The organism is Paenibacillus sp. 102, assembly GCF_039549175.1.
Classification (GTDB): domain Bacteria; phylum Bacillota; class Bacilli; order Bacillales; family Bacillaceae_G; genus Bacillus_A.
The window spans coordinates 48,160-67,932 of record NZ_JBCGHT010000011.1 but is presented as its reverse complement, the minus strand read 5'-3'; the positions used below and the strand labels follow the sequence as shown (position 1 = coordinate 67,932).

The following is a 19,773-nucleotide window of genomic DNA, read 5'->3' as shown; positions in this document are numbered from 1 at the left end:
GGTCCGAGTGAGAGTATTAATCGCAGATGATGAGCAAGATATGCTTAAAATTTTAAAAGCTTATTTCGAGAAAGAAGGATTCCAAGTTCTCCTAGCAAAGGATGGAGAAGAAGCACTTGAAATATTTTATGAAGAAAAAATTGATTTAGCTATTTTAGACTGGATGATGCCAAAAAGGAATGGAATCACTGTATGTCAGGAAATCAAAAAGAACTCAAGCGTGAAAGTGTTAATGCTTACTGCTAAAAGTGAAAATGAAGATGAACTTGCGGCTTTGCAAAGCGGGGCGGATGAATATGTAAAAAAGCCATTTCATCCAGGGATTTTACTTACACGTGCTAAAAAGCTTTTAAATCAAGATGAAGTCATACAAGTTCAAAATTTAAAAATTGATTTACTAAAAAATAAAGTATATAAAAATGATAAAGAATTAGAAATTACAAAAACAGAGTTAGAATTAATAAAATGTTTTTTAAATCATAAAGGAACAATTTTAACACGAAAAAAACTTTTAGATATTGTATGGGGATTTGATTATTTCGGGGATGAGCGAACAGTGGATACACATGTTAGACGGTTACGAAAAAAAATTGGTGAGGATGTTATTAAAACGCACCGTGGTTTAGGTTACAGTCTGGAGGATGAACGTGAATAAGCTTGGTAAAAAACTTTTTATTAGTATATCGTTAACAATGATTCTTATATTTACTATTTCATTATTGTTAATGAACTATTTTTTACCGAAATACAATATATACAAAACGAGAGAAAAGTTAAATGCCATTACAAATCAAATTCAGTCTTCGCCTGTTGAACAATTCACAGATACTATAAATCAAATCGAGAATGAGAATAATGTAACAATTGTGTATACTCCTATAAAAAATACAGAAGATGAAATTAATGAATCGTTACGTTCTGAGCTTATAAAAAAGAGAGTGACATTGAATAAGCTATGGATTACAAAAACAGAAATAATGAAAGTGGATGAATCTAGAAAAATAAACAAATTATATGATCAAGAAAAACTGAAGGCTAGCTTTTTTGCGAGTTATATTTCGAAAAATGAAATGTTAATTTTAGTGGGAGTATCTATTGCTCACTCGAATGAACTAATTGAGACACTTAATACATTTAATCTATATATATTTGGTTTTTCAATATTTCTCGTCATTGTGCTCGTATGGATATTATCAAAAACAATTACAACTCCGTTAAAAGAATTAAGTGATGTTGCAGAAGATATTTCTAATCTTGAATTTAAAAAAACGAAAGTAAAAACAAATGATGAAATTGGTGATTTAGCGAATAGTATCAATATTATGAGTGATAAATTATATGAAACGCATCAGGATTTAACGAATAGAAATGAACATTTAAAGCGATTTATGGGGGATATTACGCATGAATTAAAGACACCCATCGCTTTAGTCAAAGCATATTCTATGGGAATTAAAGACGGTCTCGATGATGGAACATATTTAGATACGATTATTAAACAAACCGATCAAATTTCAAATTTAATAGAAGAGTTGTTACGTTTTTCGAAATTAGAAAGAGATTTTTTACAAAAAGAAGAAACGCAGATAGGTCCCCTTATTAAAAGTATAATTGATAAACATGAAATTGAATTCCAAGCCAAAGGTATACATTTACAAATGGATTGTCACGCGAGAGAGGCTAGTATTTATGCAGATTTGGATAAAATGAAAATGGTATTTCATAATTTAATTTCAAATGCAATCAAATATACAGAAAATCAAAATATCAAAATTGTATTGGAAGAAAGAAATGATTGTGTATATTTTAGTATTCAAAATGGAATTAATCCTGAAGTAAGTACAGATATCGAAAAAATTTGGGAGCCATTTTATGTATTAGAAGCTTCACGTAGTAAAGAAGTATCAGGGACTGGATTAGGATTAGCCATTGTAAAGAGTATTTTAGAACGACATGGTTTTGAGTACGGTGTCTCCATTATAAAAAATGAAATACAATTTTATATGTATATAAAAAAGAGTTTACTTTGAGTTAGCAAGACCTAAATGTTAAAATAAAAAGCTCTCACAAGTTAGATATGCCTAATTTGTGAGAGCTTTTACTCTTTATATTATCGGTTTAAACAAAGATGCACTGTTTATAAGAAAGTCGTACCGTTTATAAAAAGATTAACGGAATCTCTTATCTGAAATGATAGTGATGCGGTTTTTCTTATTGTACGAAAGGAAAGGGCAGTTGAATAAGTGCGTAGTATGGTCAGACTCTGCATAAGAGAGAAGATGTAAACATCTTGCTATTTCTTTCACTTTAAATTAAAATGAATTCCAGATATAAAAGGTCTTTAATGTATTTGTAATGGGGGAAAGTAATGAAATATTCAAAAGCTACAAATTATGCTTTACACACAATGGTATATTTAACACTAGCACCAAAAGGAAAAGCGATTGGAGTAGAACAGTTAGCTAAAATTCAAAATCTCTCACCAACATATCTTTCTAAGATTTTAACAAAACTTGTTAAAGCAGGACTAATTGAATCCAATCCTGGTGTTAATGGTGGATATAGTATAGTAAGGAAGTCTGGTGATATTTCTTTTTTAGATGTAATTCAAGCTATTGAAGGTAAAACAACTTTATTCACATGTTCTTTAGAACATGAAGACTTTAAAAACGCAGATTGTTTAATTGAAAATGTGATGTTTGAAGCAGAAAAAAAGATGAAAGATGAACTAAACAATAGATATATTATTGATATTGCAAACCAAATCAATAAAGAATCATAAATGTTTCCAAAAAGAGTTATGTTCAGTTCGCCCATGATTTTTCGTTAGACCATAAGCGTGTAAAAAGAGGAAAACATAAAGAAGGAATATACCATATTCAACACATAAATGCTGTTCACAGCAAATTAAAGAAGTGGATGAATAGGTTTAATGGTGTTGTAACTAAATATATCAGTAACTATATGTACTGGTTCAAATGGATTGAACTATTTGAAAATGATAAAGAAGCAATAAAGGTAAAGAATTTTATGTTCAATGTAATGTAGCCTATGCTTATACAAAAACAGCAGATTTTTTAAAAAATAAATCCAATATTTGTAAAGGAGATTGAGGTATGACAGAATTCTGGGAATCAAGTTTTATAGAAAATCAAATGATGTGGGGATTTGAACCTTCAGACTCCGCAATCTTGACAAAGGACTTTTTCCTTGAAAAGAAAGTTAAGGATATATTGATTCCTGGTATTGGATATGGTAGAAATGCAAAGGTTTTTATTGACAACGGAATGAATGTAACAGGTATTGAGATTTCAAAAACAGCGATTGAATTGGCAATGCAAAATGGACTTAATGTTAGTATTTTTCATGGTCCAGTAACCGATATGCCTTTTGATAACAAACTTTATGATGGTATATTTTGTTATGCACTTGTTCACTTATTGAATAATCGTGAGAGAGAGAAGTTTATTAAAGATTGCTATAATCAGTTAAAGCCAAACGGATATATGATTTTTACTACTATTTCAAAAGAAGCCCCAATGTTTGGAAAGGGCAAACAACTGGGTAAAGACTATTTTGAGATAATGGAAGGGGTAAAAATGTTTTTTTATGATTCTGACTCGATCAAACAAGAATTTGGAAAATATGGACTGATAGAGTTTTCGGAAATTGTTGAGCCACATAAGAATATGGAAAATAAACCTCCATTTAAATTTATAATGGTAAAATGTCAAAAAGAACTATAATTACAATTTATATTATTTCTATATATTTGTTGTTTTCTGATGCAGAATCCTTATGATAAGGGTTCTTTTTTGTTCCATTTAGTTTGGATTTATTACAAAAAAAGACCTGATACCAAGTCTTTTTTATGCCAGGATTCCTTATTCAATCTTACTAATTTCTCCTATCCTTTTTTAGCTGATTTTAAAGAAGGAAACGTCTATTTAGAATTAGGATTATAATGAATAGTTCTATAAATACTATGATGGATATCAGGTAAGAGATCTTGATACATCTGAGGATCTATTTTCCCTTTATTTAGTGCAATATCTAATTGTTTTTTTTGTTCTATTGCAAAATAATGGATTAACTTTGCTTCATCTATGCCTTTTTTAGATGCAAACTCAGCTAGAGTTATTCCTTGCTTCATTGCATTATTATATTCATTTGAACTTGAATTTAAAAATTTTAATAATGCTTGTTGATTTACTGTATATGTAAATACCTGTCCTTCTTTAGCGTAACTTACAGGAATTTTAGCATTCCAAAATGTTATGAAGCAACAAAAACATAATATCCAACATATTTTTTTCATAAAAGCACCTCAGCTTTCTTTTATATAATTTGATAGTATAGTTTCTCCTATTTTATAAAAATTATTTTATATGAGGAATCGCCACATGCCCATCAACTTAAGGAATGGGGTTTTCCCCAAAACAAAAAAATGATTTGGGTTCTAATAAATAACTATAAAATAAAAAATTCGTTTTGAGGATATTTCAAGGTACTAGGTTGATGGCAATAGGGCGGTCCCCCTATATACAAAAACAGAGGGCAGATATGCATCCCCCTCTTGTGTCCAACCAATATTATTCTTGCTCGTCCATCATTTTCTCAAACGCAGCAGATACTTTTTCAAATTCCTCGTCATTCTCAATGTATGAGAATTCACTATCTTCTTCTACTTTTAAAAAGAAGATATCAATGTCTTCCTCTGTTTCCGTTTGAATGTCTTCTACAAAGCCAACAGCAATGTATTCTGCTCCTTCGACATTCATCGTTCCGAGTACTTCAACTTCCTGCTCCTCATTACTCTCATCGCTAAGGGTGAAAATTTCGCCTACTTCAATTTCTGACATATTCATTCTCCTCCTGTTATACTCTAAAAAATAGAATGTTCAAATCGTATACTTACTAGTATATCTTTCCATAAAAAATCAAATTAATGCGCAAAGAACAACAATTTCTTGCTGCTTCAGCGTAAGAATCCAACTAAAAGGACATCATCTGTGAATATGAATGAATACATTTTAGGTTCTCGTCACATAAGTAGCAGAAAATCGAGATCCACTTAATAGAAAAAATATATAAACTATTATCTTTTCTCAATTCATACACAGTTTGTGTCAACTGTGCATGGGTGCTGCCAGTATATTTACCATTTCATCGTCGTTTGGATTTATGCTCCTATATTGAATATAGTATCCTCTTCGCATTATAGTATGTTTAACAAAAGTCGGCTCTTGTTATTCTTTAATTACATTCTGTCAAATAGATGTCACATGAACATTTTATAGTAGGGGTATACAGGATTACAAATACATAATATAGAGGATGAATCTATGAAACAATTATTAAAATATATAGTAGTAATTTGCACGTTGACACTTTTATGTTATGCAGCTTATATGAAGTATGAAAAACAAAAGGAAATTGAAAATAATAAATTAGTAATTAGTGAAGTCTCAAAACAGTACGGTATACCAGAATGGATTCCACTTACAATTGCTGAGCATGAAACAAAATTTAATCGAACAGCTGTTGGAGATAAAGGAACATCTTTTGGATTATTTCAGTTACACCGAGGTGGGTTAGCACCGGCACAATTATCAGAAGAAAATTTAAAGGATGCAAAAACAAATGCAACAATAGCAATCTCGCATATGGTGAGTTCCTATAAACGTGGGGTGAACAAAGGATTAACAGAATTAGCGCTTTTAAAATATGTGGCTAATACATCAGGATGGCCTGGGAATTTAGGAGAAGATTGGACAGATAATAATACGAAATACAACGTAGGATTAGAGCAATCTTATGAATTATATAAGAAAGGTTAAAATCTTACAAATTTCTCAAGTTTTCACCTGCTTTTAAACTGAATTTTCTGTTATTTTATTGTATAGTGAAAGATGTAATAGAAAAATATAAAGGGGGAAGAAATTTGAAGAAAAAGAAGCTAGCAGTCGCACTCTCAGCAATGTTTTCTTTAACACTTACATCAAGTATTTCTAGTATTACAGTACATGCAGAAAAGAGCGAAGAGAATTCAATAAAATTTTCTGCGCTACCGTTAAATGGTAAAGTGCCAGAAACATTAGCTCAATCGACAAAAATTGAGTTAGAAAATGGAATGACGAAGCCTATTTATTCAATTGATGAGGCAATTGTAGAAAATTTATTTGTAGAAACTGAGATTGATAGTGATCGAGATGGGAAAAAGGATCGTGTATCGATAAAGGTAATGCGACCGAAAACAGAACCAGGTGTGAAAATTCCCGTTATTTATGAAATGAGTCCTTACCGTTCGGGAATAAAAGACGTACCAGTTTATAATGTAGATGAAGAATTACATCCTACTGGAGGCAAACCTTATGCAGGACCAGCTAATCTCGGTTCATATGGAAACTACTATGTTCCTCGTGGATATGCAGTTATTTTAGGAGAAAGCATCGGAACTGGAAAATCAGATGGATGCCCAACAACTGGTGATGAACAAGAAATTCTAGGTACAAAATCTGTTATTGATTGGGTAAATGGAAGAGCAAAAGCATTCACAGAATATGGTGAGGAAATACAGGCGGATTGGTCTACAGGAAATGTCGGGATGACAGGTGCTTCCTATAATGGTACATTACCGAATGCTGTTGCAACAACAGGAGTTGAAGGATTAAAAACAATTATTCCGATTGCGGCAATTAGTAGCTGGTATGATTATTACCGTGCAAATGGGGCAGTTGTTGCACCAGGTGGTTACCAAGGGGAAGATACAGATAATATGGCCGAAGCAGTGTTAACGAGAGAGAATCCTGAAGTTTGTCAAAAAATCACAAAAGAGCTAACTGAAGGACAAGACCGAAAAACAGGGGATTATAATGAATTTTGGGATAAGCGTAACTATGTGAAGGATGCTAAAAATGTAAAGGCAAGTGTATTTGTTGTACATGGTTTAAACGATTGGAATGTAAAGACAAAACAGTTTTCAGAGTGGTGGGAAGCTCTTGGAGAAAATAATATTCCTCGCAAAATGTGGTTACATCAAGGAGGACATGGTGGAACATCAAGTAATAACTGGCAGCAAACACAAAATAAATGGTTTGACTATTGGTTATACGGAATTGAAAATGGAATTATGAATGAACCGATGGTAGATGTACAACGAGAAAATAAAACGTGGCAAAAATTAAAAAATTGGCCAGACCCTGCAGCAGCTCCGTCTAAAATACGTACGCTTTTAAGTAATAAAGCTGTAGATTTACCGCTTCGAATGGGTACGGTACAACAAGTGTCTTCATTGTTAGATGATGCAAAAATTAAATCGAATCAATTGGTAGCAAATCCAGAATTAGAATCACCAAATCGATTAGTATATGTAATGCCTAAGCTCGAAAAGGAAATGAGAATAAGTGGTACACCAAAAATTTCATTTAAGGGAAGTATTGATCGTCCAGTCTCAAATTTAACTGCATTACTTGTTGATTATGGCGGTGCGAAACCAGAAATTGTGACGAGAGGATGGATGGATCCACAAAACTTGAATGGAAAAGAACAGTCAACGCCAATTATACCAGGGAAAGATTACACATTTACATGGGACATGCAGCCGGATGATTATGTATTCCAAGCCGGCCATCAAATAGGAGTCGTATTAATTGCAAGTGACTATGACTATACGATTCGTCCAAAAGCAGGGACGAAGCTTACAGTAAAATTAAGTGAATTAACATTGCCGATTGTAAAATAGAAGGAAGCCTCCGAATGTGGAGGCTTTTTTTGCATTAAAAAAGGTAGGGATTTTAACATAAAATAGGCAGAAATGATGTAATAAAGAGGGTGAAAGAAGTGAAGAAAGTATTTCTAACTAGAGAAATAGTATAGACACTTCTCTAGTATAAATCTTATATTATTTTGAAATAACATAAGATTTATTATATAATATTTTCGTATTAATAATGGATAATCATAATTTTTTAAATAAGGAGAAGGGTAATATCTCTATGAAAGATGTAGATTTTATACTAGAAAGTGATGAAACTTTAAAGCCATCTGAACGATTAGTATTATTACTATTAGAAAAGCATAGAATTTTATATACAAATGATCTGCTAGCATTATCAAATTTATCATATAAAACATTAACTGATTCACTAACTGAACTCGTAATAAAATCGTACGTATTAAAAGAGACGGGAAAGGGAAGGAGACAAAATTGCTATAGGTTAATGTAGGAGTTATTGTATCTATAAAAAAATATAAAAATCATTTTTCAAATAGCTATGTGTCAACGGTTATTTTTATATTTGAAAAAAAGATATCCGAAACAAAAAAATAAAATATAATATAAAAAAGTTACTACAGTACGGAGGTTTTTTTAATTATATAAACGTGGTGGTTTGTTTTATAGAAAAATACAAAAATATATTTTGGTTAAACCTCGAACATGTACAGTGACAATAAAGTTGTTTAATTTTAAATGTTTTTTAGAGAAGGATAGTTTAACAAGATGTAATAAGATTAAATAAAAGTAGGGTTTTTAGGGGGGGGATATGAAATATACATGTCCATGTTGTGGTTATAAAACATTAGAGGAAGAACCACCAGGTACATTTGATATTTGCAGTATCTGTTTCTGGGAAGATGATAACGTTCAATTTGATGATCCTGATTATGAAGGCGGAGTGAATGAAGAGTCTTTGAAACAACATCAAAAAGCCTTTTTAATTAGTGAAGGGTAAATAAAATTAAACAATTATTTTAAACGTTGTTTGATTGTTCAGACGGTGTTATGCGTGTTTATAGCATAGAAATTAAACAATTTTATTATCATTACACAGAACAGTTCATTATAAAAATGAATTGTTTTTTTATTATAAAAATATTTTTTTAATTTGATAACAAATTAAGTATTAATGAAAATGAAATTAATATTTATAATATTATTATGTAAACAAAAGTGGGTTAAAAAGGAATTTTTCATGTTTAATAGAATTATTTATAGCTAGAAAATAAAATAATTCTATGTAAAAGGGGGGATAACGATGAATTCAATTGTAGCAATTACAAATGCTGTAATGAATGGAGAAGAGGAGAAGGTAGTGGGATTAATAAATGAGGATCAAGATCTGGTGCATTCTTATAGTGAAGATGGCTGGACACCTCTTCATTTAGCAGCTTATTTTGGTTATAAAGAAATTGCAAATTTCCTTCTGAAAAAGGGTGCTAATTTACATGTGAAAGCGAAGAATCAAAATGAAAATACACCTCTTCAAGCAGCGATTGCAAATAAGAAAATTGAAATGACTGCATTTTTAATTGAGCAAGGGGCAGATGTTAACGCTATACAAAGTGGTGGTTGGACAGGACTTCATGAAGCAACTTTATTAGGCGATGAAAAAATTGTAGCGTTACTTATTGAAACTGGAGCGGATAAAAGTATTAAGAAAAATGATGGGAAAACAGCATATGATATCGCGTTAGAGAAGGGACATCAGCATCTACTACACCTTGTATAAAGAAAATCGAAATAAAAAATACATATATAATATGAGAATAATAGAGTAACAGAAAAGATTGGTAGCAATGCAATGCTACCAATCTTTTTTTAGAAGTCTTGTATATATGCCAATTCTTCTTCTAATAGAAGAGGGCGTACAGAAGCAGCAGCATTTTCGACTGATTGATTAGCTGTTTTTGCTCCAGGAATAGCAACAGATACAGCGGGGTGTGATAGTACATAACGAAGGGCCAGTTGTCCCATAGTTCGTTTAGGATTTGAAAGTGATCTCAATTTCTCAACCTTTCGTAAATCATCTTGAAACCATGTTTCTTTTGGCCAATTTTGTCGTAAATCACCATCAGGAAATGTTGTTTGGTCAGTAAATTTTCCAGTTAATATCCCCATTTTTAATGGTCCACGAATAACGGCTCCTAAGTTTTTTTCTTGTAAGTAAGGTAAGATAGCATTTTCAGGTTTCCGGTTCAGTATGCTGTAGTCAAGTTGTACAACATCAATGTCGCCATCTATATTAAAGTTTTTAATATATTGTAAGTCATGTGTAGAAACACCAACCGCTCTTACTTTTCCATCCCGTTTTAAAATTTCAAATGCACGAAGGAAGGCTTCCGTTTCTTTATTTTTGTCCCACCAAATATGACAAAAATAAACATCAATGTAATCTGTTTGAAGGCGAAGTAAGCTAGTTTCAAATACTGCAATTACCTTTTCAGCAGTATCGTAGACAGGTTCTCCATCAGGGGCATAGTGATGGCCAATTAAACCTCCCTTTGTGGAAAGAACGATATCATTTCGATGTTCTTTTATTGCTTGTGCTACTAATTTCTCACTATGACCCAAACCATACACATCAGCGGTATCGATATAATTTACTCCGCATTCAATTGCCTTTTTCATTGCAGTAATAGAATGTTTGTCATTTACAGGCCCCCATTCATCACCACCAATTGCCCATGCTCCAAATCCGATTTCAGAAACAGTTAAACTGGTTTTTCCTAATGTGCGGTAGTTCATTTGTTTACCTCCTTAATAAAAGGAATCTCTAATAAATTATTCAGTGAAAAAGCGAATGTGTTTATGAGATCCTTTTGTTTAGCTTAAAAACATAAAACACTAATTTATAGCACAAAAAATAAAATTTTCATCTGAAATATAGAGATGTCGTCGAAAGCTATCTCTAATTGGTTAATTTATGAGATTTTTTTATGGAGGAGCTTATTTTACAAAAAGAGAATTTAGGTTAGTAAGAAAGTATGTCTGTGGTAGTGAAATAAAATGGGTTAGGGGGATTTAAAAAATGAGGAAACTCAAGAAAGTAAATGTTCCTAATACACCACAACAGCAAATACAGTCCAATGAATATCGAGTTATGAATAAGAAAAAATTACGCCGGTTTATTTTCGTTTTTATTTTTATTTTTTTCGCCACATTTTATGTTCAATATATTCTTAATAAGCAACAAGAAATAATTGTAGAAAAGCGAGATACGATTAACAATCAGCAAAAGCAATTAATTTCTTTAAAAAAAGATTCACGGTATTTAAAGAGCGAAGTTAAAAATTTGACAGACGATGAAGAAGAAATTTTAAAGTTTGCGAGAAAAGAGTATCAATTCTCTAAACCGAATGAAACTATATTTGTACTACCTAAGTAGATAAGCAGTGTGGAAAAGGAAAACGTCTGTTTAAAAAACAGTTAGCAAATTGAACAGCACCTCTAATTGTTAGACACAACCTAACAATTGGAGGTGCTGTTTTTTTGACTGCTTTTAAGGCGAAGTGTGTCATAATTGAACATTTGTAGGTGATATAATTTTCAAAAAGGAGGGGTTATATGAAAAAAGCGAACTTTATATATGAACTAGAGAAACGAATTAAAAGTATAAACGGAAATGTAAGCATCATGATACAAGGAGAAATTATATATCGGTACAATGAACAATTGGTGCATCCATCAGCTAGCCTTATTAAGTTACCTATTCTTTCATACGCTATAGAAAAAGTAAAAGATGGAACTTTAGAACCATATGAATTAATTCCTATTTCATCTCTCGAAAAAACTGGAGGAAGCGGTATTGTTGCTTCATTACATACACCAAATATAACGATACAAGATCTTATTACACTGATGATTACGGTTTCTGATAATACTGCGACAAATTGGCTTATAAATAAGTTGAAAATGAATTGCATTCAAAAACATATTGATTCACTGCAGTTAAATGGAACGAAACTGCAACGATATATGATGCAAACACCTAAAGAAACAGGAAAGAATGATAATTTCACAACAGCTGAAGATATTGTATCTTTACTAAGACAATATGAAAACGAAGAACAGTTTTATAAACCACTTCAAAATCAACAATTTACATATAAATTATGTGGAAAATTAGAGGGGATTAAAGGGGTTTCCATAGCGAACAAAACGGGAGAACTGCAAACTGTTACACATGATGCTGCAAGGCTGAACATAAATAACCGAATGCTATATGTAGTTGTTTTAACTTCAAATGTTGACTGTGTAAGTCATACGAATTATATATTTTCAGAGATTGGAAGTCTAATCGTGCAATATTTACTAAAATAAATATTGTTAAAATTCTGTTAATTGTATATAATATACGGTAAGCGGATACATTTCTTAATTAACGATGAGTATACAGCTTATTCGCCTGTTAAGAAAACCGTTATCCTTGTATAAGAAAGGAAGATTTATGTGTACGCTTCTAATACGGTTTATATCGTAGGGGACGCAAAAGCACCTCAAAACAATCCTATTACAGAAAAGTTTAAAAGTTACTTTGTTGCATTTGTTGTGGAAAAAGATACAGGGAAAATTGTGGATGCGGATTGCTCAGCAACCATTTCCTTAACTGCCCAATTTGTAAAACATTTATTTCTACATAGGAATATAAATGATTCACAATTAATAGAAGAAATAAAAAATCGTTATTTCGGATCATCTCAAAAAGCATTGCTTGTAGCATTAAAAGATGCACAAAAAAAATATAATCAAATCGCTGCTTTGTCTACACATTCATAGACAAAATCCAGCCATAAGATTTCATTCTTATGGCTGGATTTTTTTATTGGACAGAAAGGATGAATGAAATGAAAATCATGGATCTAACAGTAAAACGTCGTTATATCAAGCTTCATACACCATTTAAAACAGCCTTGCGCACTGTAACTGAGATTGAAAGTATTGATGTTTTGATTCACACAGATGAAGGGGTTGTAGGAAAAGGGGCTGGGGCTGCGACTCCGGTTATTACCGGGGATTTTGCGAGTGGAATGGAAGAAGCTATTTTAGGACCAATTCGCTCTGTATTAATCGGGAAAGATTTGCAACAATTTCAAACATTGTTGTTACAGATTCAAATGAGCTGTATAGGAAATACGAGTGCGAAGGCAGCAGTTGATATGGCTTTATATGATGTATATTGCCAGTTTCATAATATCCCATTATATGCGTTACTAGGTGGACAGAAAGAGATTCAAACGGACATTACAGTAAGTGTTGATGACCCTATATTAATGGCAAAAGAAGCAAAAAGTCATGTAGAAAAAGGATTTCACACATTAAAAATTAAAGTTGGTAAATCAGCAGAATTAGATTTAGAACGCATTGAAGCGATTAGAAATGTTGTGCCGAAGGATGTAACTTTACGATTAGATGCAAATCAAGGGTGGAGTCCAAAAGAAGCTATATCGATTATTCGAGAAATGGAAAATAGAAATTTAAATATAGAATTTGTGGAACAGCCCGTTCATGCGAAAGATTGGGAAGGAATGAAATATGTAAAAGATCATGTGCAAACACCAATTATGGCTGATGAAAGTGTTTTTTCGGCGCAGGATGCTTTAAAACTTGTTCAAGGACAGTACGCTGATTTATTAAATATTAAATTAATGAAATGCGGCGGGATACGAGAAGCGTGGAAGATTGCTGATATTGCTGGCGCTGCCGGTGTAAAATGCATGGTTGGTAGCATGATGGAATCATCGCTTTCTGTGGCAGCAATTGCACATGTAGCGGCCGCTCACCCAAATATTCATTACTTTGATCTTGATGCTCCTTTATGGTTAATGGAAGAGCCAGGCGGAATCATATATAACGGACCAAAGGTAAACCTGCATCATGCAGTGAATATAAAATAAAGCTTTAGTTGTTGTCTTACAAGCTATAACCTGTTTGAGCAGGAAAAATATGAATAAAGGGGATGTGCTTATGAGGAAACTCATTACTGGGCTTTTTAGTAGTTTGTTAGTATTTTCATCTTTTTCTGTTGTAAAGGCTGAAGAGGTGAAAAATAATCAAGCGTATGTTGATGTAGCAGCTGCAACATTATGGACTGGACCAAATCTACTTCGTCCAATTGATGAGCCAAGTGCGACGAATCCTGTTAATCTATGGAAATGGACGAAATCGATGACACTCGATGAAAAGCTTTGGTTAACAAGTACAAATAAATTAGAAACACAAGCTTTATTGGGGCAGGAAGTAACAATCATTGACCGGCAAGGTGAGTGGGCAAAAGTAGTTGTCCATGGTCAGCCAACGCCAAGAAATGAAGCTGGTTATCCAGGATGGGTGCCTGTAAAACAGTTAACCTATAATCAAGAATTTGCAGAGAAAAAAGAGCAGCCATTTGTTCTTATTACAAAACCGACAGCTATTTTATACATTAATCCATCTGATAAGTATAAATCTTTAGAGGTTAGTTATAACACACGCCTACCACTAATAAGTGAAGATAATATGTCGTATCGAGTATTGTTACCGAACGGACAAAAAGCATGGTTACGGAAAAATGATGGGAAGGTTTATAAATCGCAAAATGACATTCCTGTTCCAACAGGCGATGATTTAGTGAATACTGGGAAGTTATTTTTAGGATTGCCGTATATATGGGCTGGAACAAGTGGTTTCGGCTTTGACTGTTCTGGTTTTACACATACGATTTATAAATCTCATGGTATTACAATTCCACGTGACTCCGGTCCACAATCCAAAGCAGGCATCGCTGTTGGAAAAGAAAACTTACAAAAAGGTGACTTAATATTCTTTGCTTACAATCAAGGAAAAGGAAGTGTTCATCACGTAGGAATGTATATTGGCGATGGGAAAATGATCCACTCTCCAAACGCAGCGAAGACGGTTGAAATTATTCCTGTGAACACGCCAGGATACATTGAAGAATATGCAGGAGCACGTCGCTATTTACCTTAATATGAAAGATTAGTAGACATTTAAAAGGGGGGGTTAAAGTGAAAAAGGTTGTTCGTTTTTCATTAGTTAGTACTTTACTACTTTCTTCATTTTTAGCTGGTTGTGGAAAAGAAAAAACGACTACAAAACCAAAAGAAGAGAAGAAAATATTACAGTTAACAGAGACAGGGGAAATTCCATCATTGAATTCCTTAAAAGTAACAGACGCTGTTTCATTTAACGTATTAAATAATGTAATGGAAGGATTGTTTAGACTTTCAAAAAATGATGAGGTCATTCCTGGGATTGCTCAAAAGCATGAGGTTAGTAAAGATGGGAAAATATACACATTTCATTTGCGTGCTGCGAAATGGTCAAATGGCGATCCTGTAACAGCCCATGATTTTGTGTATGCTTGGAAGCAACTTGTTAATCCAGAAACGGGATCTGAATATGCATATATTATGTATGATGTGAAAAACGCAGAAAAAATAAATAAGAAACAAATCGGATTGGATGAATTAGGAGTAAAGGCTCAAGATGATAAAACATTTACTGTAGAATTAGAACATCCGGTTCCGTACTTTACAAAATTACTTTGTTTACCATCCTTTTATCCAATTAATGAGAAGTATGCAAAAGAAAAAGGAGATAAATACGGTTTAGAGGCAAATACAACTGTATATAACGGTCCATTTACATTATCAGAATGGAAGCACGAAGCAAGTTTTACGATGAAGAAAAATAATCAATATTGGGATAAAAAAGAAGTGAAATTAGATGAAGTAAACTACCAAATTGTTAAAGAAATTTCGACGGTAGTAAATCTATACCAAACAGATAAAATTGATCGTGCTGTTATTTCAACAGAATTCGTTGATAAATATAAAAATGATAAAGAATTGAAACAATATACAGATCCGGTCATGTATTTTTTCCGCTTTAATGAAAATGTCCCAATTCTAAAAAATAAAAATGCACGCCTGGCACTTAGTATGGCTTTTGATAAAAAAGGGCTTGCAACTTCCTTTTTAAACGACGGATCAGTACCTGCCAACTACTATGTTCCAAACGGCTTTTTAAAGGGGCCAGATAAAAAAGATTTTAGAGAGACTGGGGCGGAGTTTAATAAAACGAATGTGAACAAGGCAAAGGAATATTGGGAAAGAGCAAAGAAAGAAACAGGAACGAATGAAGTTACGTTAGAAATGCTAAACTATGATTTAGAAAACTTTAAAAAGGTAGGAGAATATATTAAAGAGCAACTAGAAAAGAGTTTACCAGGCCTCACGGTGAATGTGAAACTACAACCGCATTCTCAAAAACTAGCGTTAGAGAAAAAGAAAGAATATGAAATGTCATTATCACGTTGGTTGCCTGATTATCCAGATCCGATGACTTACTTAGAAGTCTTTATTTCAGAAAGTGGTGTCAATAATACGGGTTATTCAAATCCAGAATATGATGCATTAATTAAAAAGACAAAAATGGAACTAGGAAATGATGAAAAGGCACGCTGGAAAGCGATGCAAGATGCAGAAAAAATGCTGCTTGACGATGCGGTAATTGCACCGGTGTTCCAGCGCGGATTATCTTATTTGCAAAAACCATATGTGAAAAATTTATATGTACATCAATTTGGACCCGCTACTAGTTTGAAATGGACGGATGTGAAAAAATAAAATGAAGTATACAAAACAGACTGTGCTTGGACAACAGTCTGTTTTTTTGTGTGTGGAAATGTCTCATTCTTGAAATAAAGTAGAGGAGATTCATGCTATAATTTACTTAATTTGTCGAAAAATAAAATTATTACTGAATTTAGAGTGTGAAATGAATAGAAAATCTTGTATAATTAAAATGTTTATTTGGAAATATTTTCTACAAACGATGCGCACATGGGGTGTTATGGGAGGGGGAAATACATGTAAATGATAGATGAATAGAATGGAGCATTTTTTACGTACTAAAGGAGAAGAATAAGAATGATGACGTGTCGTAAACAAGGGTTAGAGTTATTAGTAGACATGAAATACCGAGTTAGTAAGAGTGTGATTATAAGCGGCTCTATTATTGGTAAAAGAAAGCGGGTCAACAAATGAAGATGAAAAATGCTTTTGGCCCAATTATTGTAGCGTGTGTAATCTTTATGGTTATATTGCTTATTCCATCTAAACATTTAGTGTCACTCATTAGTAATGAAAAGGTAGAAGATGCGGCGACTTCATTACAAAAAGAGAAGTTACAAGGTGTTTTCTTACAACAGAAAATGTTAGAGAATTCGAAGTATTTACCGATGTATGGTTCCTCTGAATTTTCCCGGATGGATGCATATCATCCGTCTAATTATTTTAAAGTAAAACCAGAAGGATTTACACCATTTCTAATAGGGACGGGCGGGACGCAGAGTCTTGCTCATATTTTAAATGTGACTTCTACGATGGATCAATTAGAAGGAAAAAAAGTAGTCTTTATTCTTTCACCACAATGGTTTACACAGCATGGAGTAAATGAAGGCAACTTTAGTAGTAACTTCTCTAAACAGCAAACATATCATTTTATTTTTAATGATGAGATAAAACCTGAAATGAAAAGGAAAATTGCGAAGCGGTTGCTAGATTTTAAGGTTGTCCGCGACGATTATATATTAAAAACCTCATTAGAAGGTATTGTATATAATGATACAACTCATAAGATAAAAGCCGGAGTATTTCAGCCGGTTGCCTATATAAACCGAAACATTGCGGATCATAAAGATTTAGTGAAATCTTTATTCAATATAAAACCTAAAAAAGAACAAAGAAATATGGAATTACGTTCACTTTCTTGGGAAGAAACAAGAAGGCATGCTGAACAAGTTGGGAAAATCGAGTCTACATCAAATACATTTGGAATTGAAAATCCATATTACTACAAAAACAAATTTCAAAAGAAATTACATGGATTTAAAGGATATAAGGCAAAAGAATCTTATGATAAATCGCCAGAATATGGAGATTTACAAATTGTTTTAGAGATTTTCAAGCAAAAGAACGTGAAACCGCTCTTCATTTCTGTTCCTGTAAATGGACCATGGTATGACTATGCAGGATTTCCAAAAGAACGCCGTGAGGTTTATTATAAGAAAGTTCGGGAACAAGTTGAAAAAGCTGGATTTCCAGTTGCAGATTTTACTGGTCATGAATATGATAAGTATTTCTTAAAGGACACCATTCATTTAGGATGGAAAGGCTGGGTATACGTGGATGAAGCATTACAGCAATTTCATGCAGGACAATAAATTTTAGAGTGAAGCAAAAAAACAGGAACAGCTTTTTTAGCTGCTCCTGTTTTTTAATATAAAGGATTTTGTTGTGGACACTTTGGAAATGGATGTATATCTTGAATTTGTCTAAAATCATAATGTTTCATTGCGAATTGCGATTGATATAAGTATTCATACAAATAAATATGTCCACCATGCACACCGCATAAAACTCCAGAGGTTCCTTGACCATTTACTAGCGAAACACCGACAGGTTGACCAATTAAATATTGTACTTTTTGTTGCCAGGGCATATGTGTATCACTCCTTTTAATGTAATGTACGATGTGGAGCGCTAAATGTTGCTTATCCTGGTGCTTATTTCTTAGGGGTGTCTATTTTATTATCTGTTAATCTATAAGTAATGTTTAAACAGTGTTATTTATATGGAATGCCCCTTGTTAAAATGACGGAAAATTCATATAATATATAATTGAATTTATCCCGCTATTTGCGGGCAGTAAGAGCCCGATTCGTTCAACTAATAATTAGTGGGGGATGAAGACCCCCCACTGATTAAAGTTTCACTTTATCTTTGGGAGGTTTATATGAAATTTACAGACCCTATTTATAAAGCAATCCATATTCAAGATACAAAAATTTTAGATTTAATAAATACAAATGCTTTTCGGAGATTATCGTCAATTAAACAACAAGGAAATACTTATTTCCTACATCCTAGTGCTGTACATACAAGATTCGGACATTCTTTAGGCGTATATGAATTAATGAATAAAGTAATAAACCATCTTACTTCTATTGGAGATATTAGAATTTCTGAGCATGATAAGAAGGTGGCAACTGTTGCTGCACTGTTACACGATATTGGACATGGGCCTTTTTCACATTGTTTTCAAAAAATTTCTGGAGAAGATCATGGTGAGTGGACAATAAAGATTATTGAAGAAGACGAACAAATTCGTGGCATCTTAAACAGAATTCCAAACTTGTTAGAAGATGTTGTGAAGGTGCTAAAAGGAGAAGGGGAATTTCAAGTTATTGAAGAAATTATGTATTCATGGCTTGGCATTGATCAACTAGATTATTGGAACAGGGATTTATATTATTCATCATTGCAGCTGGAACCAGTCTCAATTGATAACCTTATATTGACGCTGCGCTTTGTGGATGATCGATTAGTTATGGAAGAAGAAGGAATTCCGTATATTGAGCATTTAGTGAAAGTGAAGAAAAATCTATACGATACAGGATTTGGACATCCTTTTGTTGTTGGGAAAGATTTGTTATTACGAGAGATTTTCCGCATAATGCAAGAAGAAAAGATTCCATTTGTTACTTCTGATTTAAAAGTGTTCTTTAATAAGCAGGAAGGAGAACGACTTCTAATAGATTTCTTAATTTTAAATGACGAGACCATTTACAATGAGATAAAAATACTCTCAATGAATAAAGACACAGAGGCAGCAGCTTTAGCACATCTCTATCTTTCCTCATCCAGTAGTCTACAATGGATGGAAGGTAAGCCGCTTAACGCTAAAATGAATAGAGAAGATGTTTCAATTTTAGACGTTATCATTGAAAAGAAAAATTACAGCTCTTACACAGGTGGTATCTTTGTACAAAAAGATGATGGTCTATATGATATTATGCACAGCTCAAATTATATTAGAGAAATAGCTAGCCTGCCGTTAAAAGAACATATTTATTTTTTGGAAAAAGATAGAATAACCATAAAAAAATAGGGGCAAAAGTGCTCCTATTTTTTTATGATCTCGTAGAG

Annotated in this window: 20 protein-coding genes and 2 pseudogenes; 18 read left to right on the top strand and 4 right to left on the bottom strand. The window is 32.8% G+C overall.

Translation table 11 applies throughout. From position 1 onward, the window contains the following. Window positions 1-7: 7 nt before the first annotated feature. From AAIE21_RS20280 to AAIE21_RS20260, 5 genes and pseudogenes are all read left to right on the top strand, one after another. On the top strand, window positions 8-655 hold the full coding sequence (locus tag AAIE21_RS20280; protein ID WP_343268444.1) for a response regulator transcription factor: 648 nt from the start codon (window positions 8-10) through the stop codon (window positions 653-655). After that, window positions 648-2,030 (top strand): sensor histidine kinase, encoded by a 1,383-nt coding sequence (locus AAIE21_RS20275; protein ID WP_343268443.1) that lies wholly within the window; start codon window positions 648-650, stop codon window positions 2,028-2,030. Before AAIE21_RS20280 ends, AAIE21_RS20275 begins: the two co-directional genes overlap by 8 nt. A gap of 338 nt (window positions 2,031-2,368) precedes the next feature. Then, on the top strand, window positions 2,369-2,782 hold the full coding sequence (locus tag AAIE21_RS20270) for an Rrf2 family transcriptional regulator (protein WP_343268442.1): 414 nt from the start codon (window positions 2,369-2,371) through the stop codon (window positions 2,780-2,782). Window positions 2,783-2,787: 5 nt separating this feature from the next. Then, window positions 2,788-3,113, top strand: a pseudogene (locus tag AAIE21_RS20265) (IS1595 family transposase); the annotation flags it as partial. Window positions 3,114-3,116: 3 nt separating this feature from the next. Continuing rightward, window positions 3,117-3,746 (top strand): class I SAM-dependent methyltransferase, encoded by a 630-nt coding sequence (locus AAIE21_RS20260; RefSeq protein WP_343268441.1) that lies wholly within the window; start codon window positions 3,117-3,119, stop codon window positions 3,744-3,746. A 197-nt stretch (window positions 3,747-3,943) separates the two neighbouring features. Here the strand turns inward: AAIE21_RS20260 and AAIE21_RS20255 are convergent, their stop codons facing one another. Together AAIE21_RS20255 and AAIE21_RS20250 are read right to left on the bottom strand one after the other, a co-directional pair. Further along, complete coding sequence (locus AAIE21_RS20255; RefSeq protein WP_343268440.1) at window positions 3,944-4,318, bottom strand: hypothetical protein; 375 nt, start codon at window positions 4,316-4,318, stop codon at window positions 3,944-3,946. A gap of 274 nt (window positions 4,319-4,592) precedes the next feature. Then, a complete protein-coding gene (locus AAIE21_RS20250) occupies window positions 4,593-4,868 on the bottom strand; it encodes a DUF1292 domain-containing protein (protein ID WP_343268439.1) in 276 nt (91 codons plus the stop codon). Window positions 4,869-5,345: 477 nt separating this feature from the next. On the opposite strand from AAIE21_RS20250, the gene AAIE21_RS20245 reads away from it, so the two are divergent. The 5 genes and pseudogenes from AAIE21_RS20245 (at window position 5,346) to AAIE21_RS20225 (ending at window position 9,512) form a co-directional block, all read left to right on the top strand. After that, the gene (locus tag AAIE21_RS20245) at window positions 5,346-5,840 is read left to right on the top strand and encodes a transglycosylase SLT domain-containing protein (protein WP_343268438.1); all 495 of its coding nucleotides are present in this window, start codon (window positions 5,346-5,348) and stop codon (window positions 5,838-5,840) included. A 104-nt stretch (window positions 5,841-5,944) separates the two neighbouring features. Continuing rightward, window positions 5,945-7,744 (top strand): Xaa-Pro dipeptidyl-peptidase, encoded by a 1,800-nt coding sequence (locus AAIE21_RS20240; RefSeq protein ID WP_343268437.1) that lies wholly within the window; start codon window positions 5,945-5,947, stop codon window positions 7,742-7,744. 253 nt (window positions 7,745-7,997) lie between these two features. Beyond that, window positions 7,998-8,228, top strand: a complete 231-nt coding sequence (locus AAIE21_RS20235; protein WP_343268436.1) for a hypothetical protein — start codon at window positions 7,998-8,000, stop codon at window positions 8,226-8,228. 318 nt (window positions 8,229-8,546) lie between these two features. Next, window positions 8,547-8,723: pseudogene (locus tag AAIE21_RS20230) on the top strand (CPCC family cysteine-rich protein); the annotation flags it as partial. Between the two features lie 315 nt (window positions 8,724-9,038). After that, window positions 9,039-9,512, top strand: coding sequence for an ankyrin repeat domain-containing protein (locus AAIE21_RS20225; protein ID WP_343268435.1), 474 nt, complete (start codon window positions 9,039-9,041; stop codon window positions 9,510-9,512). An 89-nt stretch (window positions 9,513-9,601) separates the two neighbouring features. Here the strand turns inward: AAIE21_RS20225 and AAIE21_RS20220 are convergent, their stop codons facing one another. Continuing rightward, on the bottom strand, window positions 9,602-10,528 hold the full coding sequence (locus tag AAIE21_RS20220) for an aldo/keto reductase (RefSeq protein ID WP_343268434.1): 927 nt from the start codon (window positions 10,526-10,528) through the stop codon (window positions 9,602-9,604). A gap of 283 nt (window positions 10,529-10,811) precedes the next feature. Between AAIE21_RS20220 and AAIE21_RS20215 the strand changes: the two genes are divergently transcribed. The 7 genes from AAIE21_RS20215 (at window position 10,812) to dltD (ending at window position 18,008) form a co-directional block, all read left to right on the top strand. Further along, window positions 10,812-11,168, top strand: coding sequence for an FtsB family cell division protein (locus AAIE21_RS20215; protein WP_343268433.1), 357 nt, complete (start codon window positions 10,812-10,814; stop codon window positions 11,166-11,168). Window positions 11,169-11,347: 179 nt separating this feature from the next. Beyond that, entirely contained in the window at window positions 11,348-12,103 is a 756-nt protein-coding gene (locus AAIE21_RS20210; protein WP_343268432.1) for a serine hydrolase, read from the top strand. A 129-nt stretch (window positions 12,104-12,232) separates the two neighbouring features. Beyond that, window positions 12,233-12,559 carry a DUF3870 domain-containing protein gene (locus AAIE21_RS20205; RefSeq protein WP_343268431.1) on the top strand — a complete coding sequence of 109 codons (327 nt, stop codon included), beginning with the start codon at window positions 12,233-12,235 and terminating at the stop codon, window positions 12,557-12,559. A 68-nt stretch (window positions 12,560-12,627) separates the two neighbouring features. Further along, a complete protein-coding gene (locus AAIE21_RS20200; RefSeq protein ID WP_343268430.1) occupies window positions 12,628-13,677 on the top strand; it encodes a dipeptide epimerase in 1,050 nt (349 codons plus the stop codon). 70 nt (window positions 13,678-13,747) lie between these two features. Next, entirely contained in the window at window positions 13,748-14,749 is a 1,002-nt protein-coding gene (locus tag AAIE21_RS20195) for a C40 family peptidase (RefSeq protein WP_343268429.1), read from the top strand. A gap of 38 nt (window positions 14,750-14,787) precedes the next feature. After that, window positions 14,788-16,410 (top strand): peptide ABC transporter substrate-binding protein, encoded by a 1,623-nt coding sequence (locus AAIE21_RS20190; RefSeq protein ID WP_343268428.1) that lies wholly within the window; start codon window positions 14,788-14,790, stop codon window positions 16,408-16,410. Between the two features lie 416 nt (window positions 16,411-16,826). Beyond that, window positions 16,827-18,008 (top strand): D-alanyl-lipoteichoic acid biosynthesis protein DltD, encoded by a 1,182-nt coding sequence (gene dltD / locus AAIE21_RS20185; protein WP_343268427.1) that lies wholly within the window; start codon window positions 16,827-16,829, stop codon window positions 18,006-18,008. A gap of 53 nt (window positions 18,009-18,061) precedes the next feature. On the opposite strand, the gene AAIE21_RS20180 is transcribed toward dltD, so the two are convergent. Beyond that, the gene (locus AAIE21_RS20180; protein ID WP_343268426.1) at window positions 18,062-18,286 is read right to left on the bottom strand and encodes a hypothetical protein; all 225 of its coding nucleotides are present in this window, start codon (window positions 18,284-18,286) and stop codon (window positions 18,062-18,064) included. 294 nt (window positions 18,287-18,580) lie between these two features. On the opposite strand from AAIE21_RS20180, the gene AAIE21_RS20175 reads away from it, so the two are divergent. Next, on the top strand, window positions 18,581-19,735 hold the full coding sequence (locus AAIE21_RS20175; protein WP_343268425.1) for an HD domain-containing protein: 1,155 nt from the start codon (window positions 18,581-18,583) through the stop codon (window positions 19,733-19,735). Window positions 19,736-19,773: the final 38 nt, after the last annotated feature.

Coding starts and splice junctions, on each gene's coding strand:
- AAIE21_RS20270 (WP_343268442.1), top strand. CDS start 2,369: ATGAAATATTCAAAAGCTACAAATTATGCTTTACACACAATGGTATAT.
- AAIE21_RS20260 (WP_343268441.1), top strand. CDS start 3,117: ATGACAGAATTCTGGGAATCAAGTTTTATAGAAAATCAAATGATGTGG.
- AAIE21_RS20255 (WP_343268440.1), bottom strand. CDS start 4,318: ATGAAAAAAATATGTTGGATATTATGTTTTTGTTGCTTCATAACATTT.
- AAIE21_RS20250 (WP_343268439.1), bottom strand. CDS start 4,868: ATGAATATGTCAGAAATTGAAGTAGGCGAAATTTTCACCCTTAGCGAT.
- AAIE21_RS20245 (WP_343268438.1), top strand. CDS start 5,346: ATGAAACAATTATTAAAATATATAGTAGTAATTTGCACGTTGACACTT.
- AAIE21_RS20235 (WP_343268436.1), top strand. CDS start 7,998: ATGAAAGATGTAGATTTTATACTAGAAAGTGATGAAACTTTAAAGCCA.
- AAIE21_RS20225 (WP_343268435.1), top strand. CDS start 9,039: ATGAATTCAATTGTAGCAATTACAAATGCTGTAATGAATGGAGAAGAG.
- AAIE21_RS20220 (WP_343268434.1), bottom strand. CDS start 10,528: ATGAACTACCGCACATTAGGAAAAACCAGTTTAACTGTTTCTGAAATC.
- AAIE21_RS20215 (WP_343268433.1), top strand. CDS start 10,812: ATGAGGAAACTCAAGAAAGTAAATGTTCCTAATACACCACAACAGCAA.
- AAIE21_RS20210 (WP_343268432.1), top strand. CDS start 11,348: ATGAAAAAAGCGAACTTTATATATGAACTAGAGAAACGAATTAAAAGT.
- AAIE21_RS20200 (WP_343268430.1), top strand. CDS start 12,628: ATGAAAATCATGGATCTAACAGTAAAACGTCGTTATATCAAGCTTCAT.
- AAIE21_RS20195 (WP_343268429.1), top strand. CDS start 13,748: ATGAGGAAACTCATTACTGGGCTTTTTAGTAGTTTGTTAGTATTTTCA.
- dltD (WP_343268427.1), top strand. CDS start 16,827: ATGAAGATGAAAAATGCTTTTGGCCCAATTATTGTAGCGTGTGTAATC.
- AAIE21_RS20180 (WP_343268426.1), bottom strand. CDS start 18,286: ATGCCCTGGCAACAAAAAGTACAATATTTAATTGGTCAACCTGTCGGT.
- AAIE21_RS20175 (WP_343268425.1), top strand. CDS start 18,581: ATGAAATTTACAGACCCTATTTATAAAGCAATCCATATTCAAGATACA.